The sequence below is a fragment of the Thalassococcus lentus genome (genome assembly GCF_028023555.1).
Classification (GTDB): Bacteria; Pseudomonadota; Alphaproteobacteria; order Rhodobacterales; family Rhodobacteraceae; genus Thalassococcus_A; species Thalassococcus_A lentus.
Genome location: NZ_JAQIOY010000006.1, coordinates 153,538 through 168,945, shown reverse-complemented (window position 1 = coordinate 168,945; position 15,408 = coordinate 153,538). Strand labels below are relative to the sequence as shown.

Below are 15,408 nucleotides of genomic sequence, written 5' to 3'. Positions count from 1 at the left end.
TGCCCAGACATACAGGCTTATTTCGCCCAGTTGTCCATTTCAGCCGTGTATTCACCCATCAGGGCCTTGGCCTCGTCGATCAGAGCCTGACCGTCGATCCCCTTGCCTTCAAGGTCGGCAATCCAGTCGGCATAGATCGGCTGCACGATCTCGCCCCACTTGGCTGCGTCCTCTTCGGACACCGTGATGATGTTGTTGCCGCGGTCTACCGCTAGCTGACGGGCAGGAAGGTCGGCGTCAGCCTGAGTGCCACCGGCAAAGATCGAGAATGCAACACCAGAGTTGGCGTCGATCACGGCCTTGTTTTCATCAGACATCGCGTCGTAGCGGTCCTTGTTCATAGCCAGAACAAAGGTCAGCGTGTAAAGCGCAGTGCCGTCGAATTCAGTGTGGTTGCCCACCAGCTCAGGCACTTTCAGGGCTGCTGTCACCTCCCAAGGGATGGTGGTGCCGTCCAGAACGCCTTTGGACAGCGCTTCGGAAACCGCTGGCACCGGCATACCGATCGGTTCGGCGCCCACGCGCGTCAGCAAATCGTTCACAAGACGCGAGCCACCCCGGATCTTCATGCCCTGCAGGTCGGCAGGAACGGTCACTGGATCCTTGGTGTGGAACATGCCCGGGCCATGCACCCAAGTACCGATGATGTGCACGTCCTTGAATTCGGTGTCCTTCATCCGAGATTCGAACATTTTGGCATAGGCGTAGGACGCGGCGCGCGCATCATCCACCATGAACGGCAATTCGAACACTTCGGTGCTTGGGAAACGGCCCGGCGTGTAGCCGACCACGGTCCAGACGATGTCGGCGATGCCGTCGATCGCTTGGTCCATCAGTTCTGGTGGAGCGCCACCAAGTTGCATGGAAGGATACCGTTCCACCTTGATGCGGCCATCGGATTCCGCTTCGACGCGATCGGCCCAAACGTCCAGAATTTGCTTTGGCACATTGGCCTGCGCTGGCAAGAACTGGTGCAGCGTGAGCACCTCTTCTTGTGCCATGGCGGGTGCGGTGGACATCATCAGCCCCAGCGCGGCGCCGGCGACGCTCATGAATGTTCTACGTGTGGTCATTATAACCTCCCTGATTTGACCGCCCCACCCGGACAAAACCAGAGCAAGGCTTGTTGCGTGGGCCGTTTGCCGGCCCTCCGCGATCTTTTGCCAAGGCATCGGGTGCTGCCCGCTACCGGCCATGCATTCATGGCCCAAGTCTGGCGATGGCTCCATAATGCCCGTGGTTAGCGTCGGGGCAACAAGAGAATCCGCCTTGGTGCAATTTTGTTCACCTATGTTACAGTTTTCTTCTGCAACGAACAATCACCCTGCCGCAATTGTCGCCTGCACCGCGCGCTTCCACGCGCTGTACCGGACATCGCGTTCGTCATCTGGCATTGCAGGCTCAAAGGTGCGTTCCAGCGCCCATGTCTTGGCAAACTCGGCCTGATCCGGGTAGATCCCAGCCCGGCTTCCAGCCAGCCAGGCGGCGCCAAGCGCGGTGGTTTCCAGAACTTCCGGACGATCCACGGGCGCACCGAGAATGTCGGACAGGAATTGCATTGTCCAGTCACTGGCGGTCATACCACCATCAACACGCAGCGTTGCAGACGCGCCGCCGTCCTGCCAATCCGCTCGCATCGCTTCGAGCAAGTCACGGGTTTGATAGCCCACCGATTGCAGCGCCGCACGGGCCATTTCCTCGGGTCCCGTGCCACGCGTCAGCCCAAACACCGCCCCACGGCATTCAGCATTCCAATACGGCGCCCCTAGTCCGACAAAGGCCGGAACAAGAATGACGTTTTGATTGTCATCGGCCTGTTCCGCCAATGGCTGCGTTTCAGGAGCGCCATCAATGATCTTGAGACCGTCCCGCAGCCATTGAACGACAGCACCCGCAATGAATATGGAGCCTTCCAGCGCATAGGTCACCTTGCCATCGAGCTGATAAGCGATCGTTGTCAGCAGACGGTTGTGCGATGTGACCGCTGTCTCGCCAGTGTTCAGCAGGGCAAAACAGCCGGTCCCGTAGGTGCTCTTGAGCATACCGGGCTGGAAACAGGCCTGTCCGACGGTGGCGGCTTGCTGATCCCCGGCAACGCCGAGGATCGGGATAGCATGTCCCAACAGGTCCGCTTGGGCCGTGCCAAAATCCGCAGCACAATCCAGCACTTCGGGCAACATCTGAACCGGAATGTCGAACAGATCACAAATGGTTTGCGACCACCGGCCATTGTGGATGTCATAAAGCATCGTGCGCGCAGCATTGGTCGCATCGGTAACGTGCCGTTCGCCGCCGGTCATCTTCCAGATCAAATAGCAGTCGATCGTCCCGAACAGCAGCTCACCCGCCTGAGCACGCGCCCGCGCGCCGTCTACATTATCCAGCAGCCACTTCAGCTTGGTCCCCGAGAAATAGGGATCCGCCAGCAGGCCACTCTTGGCAGTGATGGTTTTGTCATGGCCTGCAGCCCGCAGCTCAGCGCAAAACTCGGAGGTTCGGCGATCCTGCCAAACGATGGCATTGTAGATCGGCTCGCCCGTGGTTTTGTCCCAGACCACCGTGGTTTCACGCTGATTGGTAATCCCGATCGCCGCGATGTCGGCCGCGGTCAGACCCGCCTTTTCAATCGCCGCTTTGCAGGTTGAGACTGTGGTTGACCACAAATCCGCTGGATCATGTTCAACCCAACCGCTGTCGGGAAAGTGCTGGGGAAACTCTTCTTGGGCGCTGGTCTTGATACGCATGTCGGCGTCAAAAACGATCGCGCGTGTCGAAGTCGTCCCCTGATCGATTGCAAGAATATGGGTCATGGCACGGCCTTTCTGCTGCGACTGATTAGGCTACTTTCGCGCGCAGACTACTCACTGGTCCCTGTGCTGCAAGACCGCAACGCAAAACAACGCCAGTTAATTGCTCCTGTAGTGCGGCCATATCCAGCCAGCGGCCGACCCTACAAATCCAGCGCGATTGTAATGCGGCGGTTCTGCTTACCCTTGTTTTTCACACCCTCGATGCGAAGACTGCCAATTTCCGAGGTCCGCGCCACATGTGTGCCGCCGCATGGCTGCAGATCAACTTGATTTCCGTCCGCCCCGATGCGGACCAACCGCACCTGACCTGCACCGCGCGGGGGCTGGACCGACATGGTTTTCACCAACTCGGGGCTGGCCGCCAGCACTTCGTCGCTGACCCAGGTTTCAGAGACCGGCAAGTCTTCGTCCACCAAATCATTCAACGCACGCTCCAGTGCCTCCCTGTCTTCGGGGGGCTGCGGCATAAGGAAATCCAACCGGCCGGTTCCCGCGCCAATCTGGCCGCCCGTCACGGGCAATGGAACCACGACAGACAAAAGATGCAGCGCTGTGTGCACGCGCATGTGCTTGTGGCGCCGGTCCCAGTCCAGAACCTGAACCACATGGGCTCCTTTGGGCGGCAAAGCCGAAGGTTCGGCAGGCACCAGCACCGACGCGCCGTCCTCGCCTTTTAGCGCCGTCGCGATCGGAAGCTTGCGACCATCCCATTCCAGCCACCCGCTGTCTCCGGGCTGGCCTCCGCCTGTCGGATAGAACAATGGCGGGTCGACGATCACACCACCTTCTTCGGTATGCCCCAGAACAACACCCGGCGCTTCCCGTGTGTAGGCATCCTGACGATAAAGCGGCTGGTCGTTCACTGTCATTTGTTACTCTCGTCGTCACTATCACCACCGGAACCATGGCCCGGCGCCAAAGCCTCGGGATTGCGAAGCCAAATATCCCGCTGGGCAAAGGGTATTTCGATCCCTTCTTCGGCAAAGCGCTCGACAATCTGGTGGTTCATTTCGGTTTTCACACCAAGACCCTGGTTCACATCGCGTAGAATTGCACGGATTTCGAAATCCATCGAGTCTGCCCCGAACCCTTTGAAAACGATATAAGGCGCGGGGTTCATCAGAACCATTTCATGGTGCCGGGCAATATCGAGCAAGATCTTTTCAACTTTGCGGGTATCGGCCCCATAGGCCACACCGACGGGCACCTTGATCCGTCCCACGACATTGCCACGCGTGTAGTTTGTCACAACGCCGGAAACCAAATCCGCGTTTGGCACGATAACGTCGAACCGGTCAAAGGTCTCAATGCGCGTCGAGCGCACCGAGATATCCTTGACGATTCCGTGCTGACCACCGACTTCAATCCAGTCACCTTCGGAAATCGGGCGTTCGATCAGCAGGATGATGCCTGACACAAAGTTGCTGACGATGTTCTGCAAACCAAAGCCGATCCCGACAGAGAGCGCACCGGCGACAATAGCAAGCGAAGACAAATCCAGCCCGCCCGCGGTAATCGCCACGATGGCAGCCAGAAAAATCCCGATGTAGCCAAGGCCGGACACCACGGCATTCTGCGCGCCCTGATCCAGTCTGGTTTTGGGCAACACGGATGTTCTGAGGCCACCCTGCAAAAGGCGGGTCAGCATGTAGCCGATGATGAAAACGACGATCACCACAAGGAAATCTGTCGGTGAAATGCGGGTCTCACCAATCTGGAACCCTTCGCGGAACGTGGTCCAGACCTCAGTCAGATCAGCCGTACGGGCGCCCCAGATCAGAGCCATCATCGGCATGGCAAGGATCACGAGAGCAAAGCCGGCCAGAACCGGCCAAAGGCTTTCGGCCTCACCTGCCTCGCGTCCGGTGATCAGGTGAAACAGGTCATTGACCGCGCGCTGCAGTACCAGAACCACACCGATCAAGGCCAGTGTTTCAATGGCTGGATAGACCAACGCTTCGCCTGCACGGGCATAGCCGATGGCCGCCATGACCGGTCCAACCACACCTATGATCATCGCGGCGCGACCGATCAGTCGGGCAAGACGCATCCGGAACAGGCTGGCATCCGGTGCTGAACGCGCAGCGTAAGACCCGGCCACTGCCGCGTCGTTTCGGATCCGTCCCAGCCGGAACAAGGCATATCCCGACAGCACAATGAGCGGGAAATCAAGAATGGCCTCTGTCGTGACGGGGTAGTTGTCTGTCTCGGTCAGGGTGTCCAGCACGCTTTTGCCGACAAACAACACCGACAGCATGTTCGCATAGTACCGTGCGCGCCGCCGTTCGGATGCTTCGAGCGGCATGGTGGCGATGTCGTCATCATGATGAAAGGATTGGTCCGCCAGCCAACGGATACCGAGCAGAACCGCGGCCCAGAGCGGAACCCGTTCCAGCAGCAAGCCTACACGCGGGCCGATGATCTGGCTGGCGATAACCGCTTCGGTAAAGGCCAAGATCCCGATCAACGGCAGAATGATCTGACCCAAAGACAGCAGGAAGCTCCAAACACCAGTTCCACGCCGTGTGCGTGATCTGAGCCGGTCAACGACCTGACGCGCCCAACTTTGACCGCGGGTGATCAAAACAACGGCCACGGCCAGCAGCATAAAGATCAGCGGCAACTGGTTGCGGGCCTCTGCCCGCAGTGCTTCCGAAGCCGCATTGCGTTGCAATTCCTGCCAGGATCGGCGCACCGACTGCATCAGATCCGCAGCCGCGGTTCCCCAGTTTGCAGGGTTCAACGGTGACGGTCGAAGCTCCAGAAGCTTGTCCGTTTGACGCGCGCGGATGATTGCGTCGATCTCGTCGATAATGCCGTCCGCGCGGGTATAGGCCTCTTCTGCACGGCGAACCGGGGCGCGCAAAACGGTCAACTGCTCTGCAAGTTCCGCGCGACGCTGCACGAGCTCATCGCTTTCGGTTTCGCCCTCGGGCGCGGGCCCCAAGGCCGCAAGCTGGGATTCGAGCGTCGTTATGCGCGCGCTGTTTTCGTCTTGTGCCTCCAACAGGCGGTCGCGCCATTCAGCAACGGACAGACGCAATTCTTCAAAGGCCTGATCCGATGCCCGCCCAGCATCAATGGCCTCTTCGGCGCGATCGGCCAGAGAGGTCCAAGCCTGATAGTCCGGCGCGGCCGCGTTTTGCGCCGAGGCCGGGCCAAGCAGAAGGAGTGTCGTCAGGCAAAGCGCGCACAGCGCGCGGAGCATATTTGTCATACGTCTTCGAAAACGCCCGGTATCGAGGCTGGCGCGCGATCAAGCCAGGCCGGAACCGGCAGTCCCTTTTCCTTGAGAAATTCTGGATTGAACAATTTCGATTGGTAACGGGTTCCGTAGTCACACAGGATCGTCACGATGGTGTGGCCCGGTCCCAATTCGCGGGCCATACGCATGGCTCCGGCAATGTTGATGCCCGAAGAGCCACCCAGACAAAGGCCTTCTTCGGCCATCAGATCAAAGACGATCGGCAGCGCTTCGGCATCAGGGATGTTGTAGGCCATATCCGGCGTAAAGCCTTCAAGGTTCGCCGTAATGCGCCCCTGCCCGATCCCCTCGGTGATCGAGCCGCCCTCGGCCTTGTGTTCACCATTTTTGTAGAAATTATAAAGCGTTGCTCCATCCGGATCAGCAAGGCCGATCTTTACGCCCTTGGGCTGCAGCGCCATTCCCACACCCGCCAGTGTACCGCCCGAGCCGACCGCACAGACAAAGCCATCCACGCCGCCGCCCGTCTGTTCCCAGATCTCCGGCCCGGTGGTTTCGATATGAGCCTGCCTGTTGGCGACGTTGTCGAACTGGTTGGCCCAGATCACACCTTCGTTGCTTTCGCGGGCCATCTGTTCGGCAAGCCGCCCGGAATAGCGGACATAGTTGTTCGGATTGCGATAAGGTGCAGCAGGAACCTGCACCAGTTCCGCCCCTGCCAGACGCAGCATGTCCTTTTTTTCCTGACTTTGCGTTTCAGGAATCACGATCACGGTCTTGAACCCCATGGATGCGCCCACAAGCGCCAGACCGATCCCGGTGTTGCCCGCCGTACCCTCAACGATCGTTCCGCCGGGGCGCAGCAGACCTTTTTCGACCGCATCGCGAATGATGAACAAGGCAGCACGGTCCTTGACCGACTGGCCCGGATTCATGAATTCAGCCTTGCCCAGAATGGTACAGCCAGTCAGTTCAGACGCCTTGCGAAGCTTGATCAGCGGCGTGTTGCCAACAGCTTGGGCGAGATCCTTGGCGAAGTGCATCGGCGCATATCCTTTTGCAGAGTTACAACAGGTGTAGGACGCGGTTATTGGGAACTCAAGCAGGGCAGCGACGCCAAATCGACGAAACTGATCACGGCTCTGTCAGCTTTGGTTGGCCCGCAGGTCTTCGCGCCGTGCCGCGAGCCAGTAAAGCATCATCGCAAGCGGTGCCGCGTTGATCTCGCCTGTTTCGACAAGCGCCATCGCCTCATCAAAGGAAACCACGTGGCTGCGGATATCTTCGGCTTCGCTGTCCAAACCGCCCAGTTGCGCCTCGCGCCCGGACAGATCGCACAGACCAAGATAACAGTGGAAGAATTCGGACGAATAGCCCGGCGACGGATAGACTTTGTTGATCTTGAGCAGCGCACCCATGGTCAAGCCGGCCTCTTCTTCGGCCTCGCGGCGGGCGGTTTGTTCCGGGTCTTCGCCTGCATCCACCAGACCGGCAACGGGCTCCAAAACCCATGGCGCGCTATCGTTTCGGCAAATCGGCCCATAGCGCAACTGTTCGATCAGCAAAACGCTGTCCAAGACCGGATCATATGGCAGAACCAAAGCCGCGTCGTAGGCGACAAAAGCCTCACGCTTGATAACAGGCCCCTGCCCGCCTGCGAACTGGCGGTGTTGCAGCGTCAGCGGCCGCAGCCGGAAAAAGCCGTCATACCCGCCCCGGGTTTCGGGCAACAACGTTACATCCTCTGGCGCGGGGTTGTATCGCACCGTACATGGCGCGGTGTCCTCGGCAAGTTTCTGTGCCCAAGCCCGTGATCTGAGATAGGGCAGCAAATTCTGCGCCTCGGCTCGGCTGATCTTGCCGTATTGTGCCATGATGGATCGTGCGGCGTCCATGCTGACACCGGACCATTCATCAATCCAGTCCTGTAAGGACCACGGATCGCCCGGCGACCAAAGGCCCGGTTGCGGAAAAAACACTTGGGCAGACTGGGTTCCGGCCTCCGTCTGCACTTGGACAGTTTCCAAGTCGTAGGCAAACCCACCTTCATAAAAATCCAGACGCGCGATCTGTTCTGGCGTTGGATTTCGCAGCACCACGCCCAGTGCCTCGGAACCCGGGCTCTTTTGGATCATGGGAAAGGCTTCGCCCGCGACCCAATTCACGGCGTGATCAGGCAGGACTGCGGGCACAATGTCGGGCGCGGAACACCCCATGACCCGCTTCAGCAGAGGATCGTGCCGAAGCGTTCCGTAAAAGAACAGGTCAGACAGCTGCTATCTCCAGTGTTTTCCGGCCAATTCGCTGATCAGCCCTACAATTATGCTGCCAACCAGCAAGAGCAGCAGCAAACCGGGATTCAACATATCCTTGCCGAAGTCCACCATGATTTCGAACACGGCAGCCAAGGCCTCGACCGGGCCATCATAACGATGCCGCATGGCAAGGCGGGTCATTTCGTTCGCGGCCTGAATGAACAGTCCCCAGAAAACAAGAGCAACCATTCCAGTAAACCCGTTGGAAATGGCGGCAGAAAATCCGCGTCCCGCCCGCGTGCCAACGATGATCCAGCCGCACAAGAAACCCAAGACTGCGTTGACAAGACTGAAAATTCCAAAGTCAGTGCTGGCAGGCAGCAACGTCTTGATCATCTCGGATGCTGCATAGCCTAGCGCCGCCAGGCAAAGCGCAGCGACCATTTTTGCAGCTGTGGGCATGGGTCAACTCGGTTTTGTAATCGTTATCTGGGTCACGTCACAATTACCGCTGTGGAAGGTGGCCGCGCAAGACGTCAGATAAAAATTCCACATCCGTTTGAACCGTTCGTCAAACCCAAGTTTTGCGACGTCTTCCCACTTCTCGTTAAAGGTGTCGAACCATTGGCGCAAAGTGATGGAGTAGCTTTCCCCGAATTCAATGGATTTGGAGACCTCCAGACCGGCTTTTTCCACTTCTTGACGCAGCACCACAGGGCTGGGCAGCATACCCCCCGGAAAGATGTATTTCTGAATGAAATCAACGCCTCGCTTGTAGACTTCCCACCGGCGATGCTGCACCGTGATAATCTGAAGCGTTGCCTGCGCGCCCGGTTTCAGGCGGTCCCGAACCGCCTCGAAATAGACCGGCCAGTATTTTTCACCGACGGCCTCGAACATCTCGATACTGGCGATGCCATCGTATGTGCCTTTTTCGTCGCGGTAGTCCTGAAGTTTGAAGGTCACGAGGTCGGAAAGGCCTGCTTTGGCGATCCGGTCCTGCGCATATTTGAACTGTTCTTCAGAAATCGTCAGGCCCGTGACTCGCAATCCACGTTCCTTTGCGGCGTATTCCGCAAAGCCGCCCCAGCCGCAGCCGATCTCCAATACGTGGTCGCCGGGCTGGGCCCCCATCTGATCAACCATGGACTTGTATTTGGCGATCTGTGCGTCTTCGAGGCTCTGTTGCGTGTCCTCGTAGAGCGCCGAGGAATAGGTCATCGTGTCATCCAGCCAGAGACCGTAGAAGTCATTGCCCAGATCGTAGTGATACGAGATATTTTTCTTGGCCTGCCGCTTGGAGTTGGACTGCAACCAAAACCGCAGTTGTTCATAGGCACGCACCAGCCCCATGCCCGGGAAGCCGTCATAGAGATCGTCGTTGTCGGCGTGGACCAGATCCATGAAGGCCATCAGGTCGGGTGTTGACCACCATCCATCCATATAGGCCTCGCAAAACCCCAGATCGCCTTCGCGGATCAGACGCGCAAAAATATCCGCGTTGTGAATGTCCAGTTCAGCGACCGGACCGGGGTTTTTACCCTCTGCCCGAAAGCGCCGCCCGTCAGGCAAAACGAAATCCAAACGACCGTTATTCATTTCACTGGCCATTTTGAACACCCGTGCAAAATAGCGTGGAAGATCGGTCTGGTTTTCGGTGGTTGTCAGGATCATTTTCTACCCGTTGTCAGATTTGCGAGACACTTTAGCCCTCATCGGGGGGCAAACAAGCGTTAACCTTTGATCAGTACGTTCAAAAACGCAGGATGGATGGATGTTTTGGGCCCAGGCACCACCAATTATTCACGGGCAACTCTAAAAACCGCGGTTTTCATAGGCCGCCAGGGCTCTTTTCCGGCCCACATCCGCAGCAACGATTGGATCAGGGTAGGCCGCGTCCGGTGCCAGACCCCAACTTTTTGGAATCGCACTGAAATATGACAGGGCTTCGGCCGACGGCTTTGCGCGCCCTTCAGCAATCCAACGCGACACATAGGCTCTGTCCTTGTCGAACTTGTCCAACTGCGTCACGGGATTGAACACCCGAAAATACGGCGTTGCGTCCGGGCCTGAGCCCGCTGACCACTGCCACCCCATGGCATTTGCTGCCGGGTCCCAGTCGATCAGGCAATCCTCGAACCATTTCAGGCCAATCTTCCAATGGCTCAGCAGATGCTTTGTCAGATAGCTGGCCACGATCATCCGCGAACGGTTGTGCATGCGGCCTGTGACATACATCTCGCGCATCCCGGCATCGACAAAGCGGATGCCGGTCCGGCCCTGTTTCCATGCCTGAACTTCGGCGTTGGTTTCGTCGGCATTCCACGGGAACGCATCCCAATCCTCACGCCAGTTTCCCGTCAGGATACGGGGCGTATGCCACATCAGGTGATAGGCGAACTCGCGCCAGACCAACTCCTTGAGAAAGGTCTCGGCACCGGCTTTACCTTCTTCCATGGCGCGGCGCCCCGCATGCCAACACTGGGCCGGCGTTATTTCGCCCAAAGCGAGGTTTTCCGACAGGTTGGACGTGCCGTCCGTCCAGGGTTGATCGCGACCGTCGTTGTACCGGGCGACCTTATTCTCGATGAATTCGGCCAGTCGGGCTTGGGCGGCCTGTTCGCCCAGTTGAACGTAGGGCCGCACAACCTGCGCGCCGCGTTGCATCGCCTGGCCAAGTTTCCAGTCATCAAGCTGTTCGCTGCTCGGCCAGTCAGCAGGCCCCGGCACCTGCCCCGGGGTTGGCAGCGGGTCGCGCACCGGATTTGAGCGAACCATCTTCCAGAAGGGCGTGTAGACCTTGTAATAACCGCCGGTCTTGGTCTGTACATCCCACGGCTCGAACATCAGGTGCCCGGCGAATGACTGTGCCTCGACGCCCGCACTTTTCAACGCGGCTTTGACTGCCTTGTCGCGCTCAACACTGGGCGGATCATAGGCGCGCATCCAGTAGACCGCCCCTGCCCCGGTTTGTGAGATCAGGGTCTTGATCGCTTCTAGAGCGTCACCGGACCGAAGCACCAAAGCACTGCCCTTGGACCCAAGGCTTTGCGACAGATGTCCCAGCCCCAGCCCCAGCCGCCACTTGGGCGCAGCACCCAAGGCATCAACCAGCGCGTCGCGAACGAAAATAGGGATGATTGGCCTGCCGGTTGCAAGAGCGGCCTGCAAGGCGGGATGATCTGACAGACGCAGATCACGGCGATACCACAGCAAGATCGGGGATTGGTCGTTCACTGGCGGTGCTCCGGCTTCTTGGTTTTTCAGCAATCTAGAACGGATCGGTCGCAGGCAAGGGCAATTGTGCTTCAATGGTGCTGCAATCTTTTTCGTTGACCCGCGCGACCCTCGAACCAGTTAACGTTCAAAGGAGTTCTCTTATGAAAATCATAGTTCCCGCATTGGCCGTCGTCGTGGCGATGGCGACAACCGCAACAGCAGATATCCAGGCCCGCTTTATCGAAGGTGCGCCAAAAGACAGATTTGAATTCACAAACACTGGTGATTGCACGCTGGGTGCATCGCAGATCAAACTTAATCTGGGCGAAAGCAGCGCCGGGCTGATCTTTGACACGACAGCGGCAGGCGCTGGCGTCGAAGTCTTCCAACCGCTGGAAATCGTGGCAGGCGCTGAACTTCTGAATGTTGTGCCTGTCCTGAAAGACGGCGACAACACTGCCCTGCTGGAATTGCGCGGGCTGAACCCGGGCCAGAGCGTCGCCTTTACCATCGACGTCGACGACACGCTGGGTGGCCGCGAAATCACTGTATCGGGCAGCGAAATTCTGGGCGCGCGGGTGTCCTTGACAGGCGCGGAAACATCGGACGGCCGCTTTGACGAGCGCGGGGTCGCTACGCTGACGCTGCCGGCCTGTCTCAGCTGACCTGAACCAACATCACAAGACCCGGTCCAGAGCTTCGATCAGTTTGGTGACCTCTTGTTCGCTGGTGTAGTGAACGAAGGACAGGCGCAACACGCCTGTTTCTTCTTTTACGCCCATACCCGCCAAGGCCCGGCCCGCATAAAAATCGCCGCCCCCGGCCATGATGCCCAGTGTCGCAAGTTCTGCGGCCACCTCTTCGCCAGACCGGTTCAAAGCGAGCGCAACGGTTGGCGCCCGGCCCGCCGCATCCTCAGGGCCTAGCAATCGCACAGCATTACGACCCTTCACGGCATCCAGCAGGGGTTGCAGGATGCGCACCTCGTGGTCGCGCTGCAAATCATGAACGCCTGCTGAATCCGTTCCATGATGGGCGGCAAGCGCGTCGATATAGTCCACCATCCCGGCGCAAGCCGCGACCTGTGCGTGATCCGGGCCTGCCGGGGTAAACCTCTTGTACAGGCTGCCCGCGTTGAACACATGGCCCTGGTTCGGCAAAACCTCGGCCAAGGGACGCCGAATGGTCATGATGCCCTGATGCGGACCGTAGGTTTTGTAGCTGGAAAACAGATAGATATCCGCGCCCAGAGATCCGACATCGGGCAATCCATGCGGTGCATAGCTTACGCCATCGACACAGACAAAAGCCCCCGCCGCATGGGCAAGCGCCGTGATTTCGACAACAGGATTGATTTCACCCACCACGTTGGAACAATGCGGGAAACACACCAACCGCACCTTTTCGTCCAGCAGCGCTTCCAGATCGTCGGTATCAAGATGCCCGGTGGAGGGATCAATGCGCCACTCGCGCACGTCGATGCCTTCGTCTGCAAGCCTGCGCCACGGCCCGGTATTCGCTTCGTGATCCTGATTGGTCACGATGATCGCCTCGCCCGCTTGAAGAAATTGCCGAAATGCCTGCGCCAGCACATAGGTATTCTGCGTTGTGGAAGGGCCAAAACTCAGTTCGTCATCGTCAACGCCCAGCACTGCGGCCAAACGGCGTCGGGCCTCGTCCATTTCTGCGCCGCCAAGGCAAGAGGCCTCATAGGGCGCGTAGGGCTGAACCTTGCGCTGGGTGTAGAACCGCGTCAGCCGATCAATAACCGCACCGCAGGTATAGGATCCGCCCGCATTCTCGAAAAAGGCCTGCCCCTCAAGGGACGGTTCGGAAAAGGCCGGGAACTGCGCCCGTACGAAATCGATATCCAGCATTAGATCGCCTCCCGTTTTACAAAGAAACAAATCGTGCGGATCGTTCAAGGTCAAGCCACACAAAAGGCTGCCCGCCGCGCTGCATCCGATTGATCCGGCGCATGGGGCATAAAGAAAAGCCCCCGGCACAGCTACGCGCCGGGGGCCAGATTTTCCAAATGAGCCGTGTTTACTCAGCGGGCGAGTCAACCACACCGGCTTCGACAGCTTCTGCCTTGGTCGCAGGAACACCTGCTTTTTGACGCTTGCTGTCACGCCAGATCGCCTTGAGCACCGAGATGCCCATCAGCGCCATAACCGCGCTGAACGGCAGCGCACCGATCACCATGGCTGTCTGAATTGCGCTCAGACCGCCCGCGATGATCAGGCCACCAACCACCAGCGCCAGGGCAGCACCCCAGAACAGGATGTGTGGACGCGCCTTGGGACCTTCGTCGCCGGCTGCGTTGATCGTGTTGATGATCAAAACCGCCGAGTCAGCCGAGGTGACAAGGTAGGTCAGCAGCAAGATCACGACGACCACGGACATCGCCCAGGCCATAGTATCCGACAGCATCACCGCCAGCATCGCGAACAACTGGTCAGACTGGCCTGCGCCGACGATCTGGCCTTCGGCCACGCCCTGCAGTTCCAGATCAATCGCTGTGCCGCCGACGATGGCAAACCAGACAAAGCACATGATTGCCGGGATAACGATCGCACCCAAAACGTATTCACGCACGGTACGTCCCTTGGAAATCCGTGCGAGGAACACGCCCACGAACGGCGCAAAGGCGATCCACCAAGCCCAGTAGAAGATGGACCACGCACCCTGCCATCCGGACAGGCGTCCGTCTGTGGCGGCAGAATAGGTGGCTGCCACATCTTCGGAGGACAGTCCGGCTGCGGAAGCAGGCAGGCCCTCAGTGAACGCGCTCAAAGAGCCCCAAGGACTGGAGGCCGATTTGAAAATCGCCTCAAGGTCTTCCGCCGGAAGTGCTTGTACCGCTGCAGGCACCGAAGCAGCAAAGCTGTCCATCGGGGTCGCCGTCCAAACGGTCAGGATATTGCCCGGGATCGAGATCAGGTAATCCCAGATACCGACAAACAACGCCTGTAGACCAAAGAAGGTCGAGCCGAAAATCAAGAAGAAGGCGAGGATGAAGAAGCTCAGCCCCATGTTGATGTTGGACAGCCACTTGATGCCTTTGCCAACACCCGACAGCGCCGAAAGCGTCGAGGCCCCCATGATCACCAGCAAGGCAGTCACGATGGCAGCGGTTGACATGGTCTTGTCGTCACCCGTGCCAGTATAGAGCCAATCGCCAAATCCGATCCGGGACAGACCCGAGACAAACTGCTCAACGCCAAAGCCCAACGTTTGCGAAACACCCAAAACAGTCGCGACAACCGCAACAACGTCGACAAGGTGGCCCGTAAAGCCGGACAGTTTATGGCCAAACAGCGGTGCCAGCGCGGACCGGATGGTCAGCGGCAGATCGCGGCGATAGGAAAAATAGGCGAGTGAAAGGCCAACAATCGCGTAAGCCGCCCAGGCTGCCAGTCCCCAGTGTGTAAAGGACCAGACATAGGCCGCCCTGACATTGCCGGCGGTACTGCCTTCGGTGATCCCGCGGATCGTATCGGGGTTCGAACCAAAGTGATAAAGCGGCTCGGCTGTTGCAAAGGTCAACATCCCGATGCCAATCCCGGCCCCGAACATCATCGAGAACCAGCTGAAATTGGAAAACTCGGGCTTGTCGTCCTCATGTCCCAGCTTGAGCCGGCCAGACGCCGGCATGACAGCAAGGATCAGGCAAACCGCCACGAAAAACGCCATGACGTAGACGTACCAATAGTTGAAGGTCGCCAGAATAAGGCTGTTGATGCTCGACAGAACGCCGCCGGCTTGCTCAGGAAAGGCAACGGCCCAAAGGATCAATCCCCCAACCAATAGCTTTCCCGTAACCGTAACGTTCTTCGTGAATCCCTTGTAAAAGCCGCTGTCTGCCACGGCAATCGGCAGATCCATGAGCGGCGGTTTAATAGACATAACTGGTTCC

The 15,408-nt window shown here is 58.5% G+C and carries 12 protein-coding genes; 1 reads left to right on the top strand and 11 read right to left on the bottom strand.

All coding sequences use genetic code 11. The features are described 5' to 3' along the window. Positions 1–17: 17 nt before the first annotated feature. From PFY00_RS14905 to PFY00_RS14865, 9 genes are all read right to left on the bottom strand, one after another. Entirely contained in the window at positions 18–1,073 is a 1,056-nt protein-coding gene (locus PFY00_RS14905; protein WP_271433376.1) for a TRAP transporter substrate-binding protein, read from the bottom strand. A gap of 246 nt (positions 1,074–1,319) precedes the next feature. After that, a complete protein-coding gene (glpK, locus tag PFY00_RS14900) occupies positions 1,320–2,810 on the bottom strand; it encodes a glycerol kinase GlpK (protein ID WP_271433375.1) in 1,491 nt (496 codons plus the stop codon). A gap of 140 nt (positions 2,811–2,950) precedes the next feature. Continuing rightward, complete coding sequence (locus PFY00_RS14895) at positions 2,951–3,679, bottom strand: alanyl-tRNA editing protein (protein WP_271433374.1); 729 nt, start codon at positions 3,677–3,679, stop codon at positions 2,951–2,953. Next, the gene (locus tag PFY00_RS14890) at positions 3,676–6,027 is read right to left on the bottom strand and encodes a DUF3772 domain-containing protein (RefSeq protein WP_271433373.1); all 2,352 of its coding nucleotides are present in this window, start codon (positions 6,025–6,027) and stop codon (positions 3,676–3,678) included. Before PFY00_RS14890 ends, PFY00_RS14895 begins: the two co-directional genes overlap by 4 nt. Continuing rightward, on the bottom strand, positions 6,024–7,058 hold the full coding sequence (locus tag PFY00_RS14885; RefSeq protein WP_271433372.1) for a cysteine synthase A: 1,035 nt from the start codon (positions 7,056–7,058) through the stop codon (positions 6,024–6,026). The genes PFY00_RS14890 and PFY00_RS14885 overlap by 4 nt, the downstream gene beginning before the upstream one ends. Positions 7,059–7,160: 102 nt before the next feature. Continuing rightward, positions 7,161–8,279 (bottom strand): NUDIX domain-containing protein, encoded by a 1,119-nt coding sequence (locus PFY00_RS14880; RefSeq protein ID WP_271433400.1) that lies wholly within the window; start codon positions 8,277–8,279, stop codon positions 7,161–7,163. A gap of 12 nt (positions 8,280–8,291) precedes the next feature. Further along, entirely contained in the window at positions 8,292–8,732 is a 441-nt protein-coding gene (locus tag PFY00_RS14875; RefSeq protein ID WP_271433371.1) for a TrgA family protein, read from the bottom strand. Between the two features lie 3 nt (positions 8,733–8,735). After that, positions 8,736–9,944, bottom strand: a complete 1,209-nt coding sequence (locus tag PFY00_RS14870) for an SAM-dependent methyltransferase (RefSeq protein WP_271433370.1) — start codon at positions 9,942–9,944, stop codon at positions 8,736–8,738. 141 nt (positions 9,945–10,085) lie between these two features. Continuing rightward, positions 10,086–11,507 carry a cryptochrome/photolyase family protein gene (locus tag PFY00_RS14865; protein WP_271433369.1) on the bottom strand — a complete coding sequence of 474 codons (1,422 nt, stop codon included), beginning with the start codon at positions 11,505–11,507 and terminating at the stop codon, positions 10,086–10,088. A gap of 143 nt (positions 11,508–11,650) precedes the next feature. Here PFY00_RS14865 and PFY00_RS14860 point away from each other — a divergent pair, with 143 nt between their 5' ends. Then, entirely contained in the window at positions 11,651–12,154 is a 504-nt protein-coding gene (locus PFY00_RS14860) for an aggregation factor core (protein WP_271433368.1), read from the top strand. 12 nt (positions 12,155–12,166) lie between these two features. Here the strand turns inward: PFY00_RS14860 and PFY00_RS14855 are convergent, their stop codons facing one another. After that, positions 12,167–13,366 carry an aminotransferase class V-fold PLP-dependent enzyme gene (locus PFY00_RS14855; protein ID WP_271433367.1) on the bottom strand — a complete coding sequence of 400 codons (1,200 nt, stop codon included), beginning with the start codon at positions 13,364–13,366 and terminating at the stop codon, positions 12,167–12,169. A gap of 169 nt (positions 13,367–13,535) precedes the next feature. Further along, a complete protein-coding gene (locus PFY00_RS14850; RefSeq protein WP_271433366.1) occupies positions 13,536–15,398 on the bottom strand; it encodes a BCCT family transporter in 1,863 nt (620 codons plus the stop codon). Between the last annotated feature and the right edge of the window lie 10 nt (positions 15,399–15,408).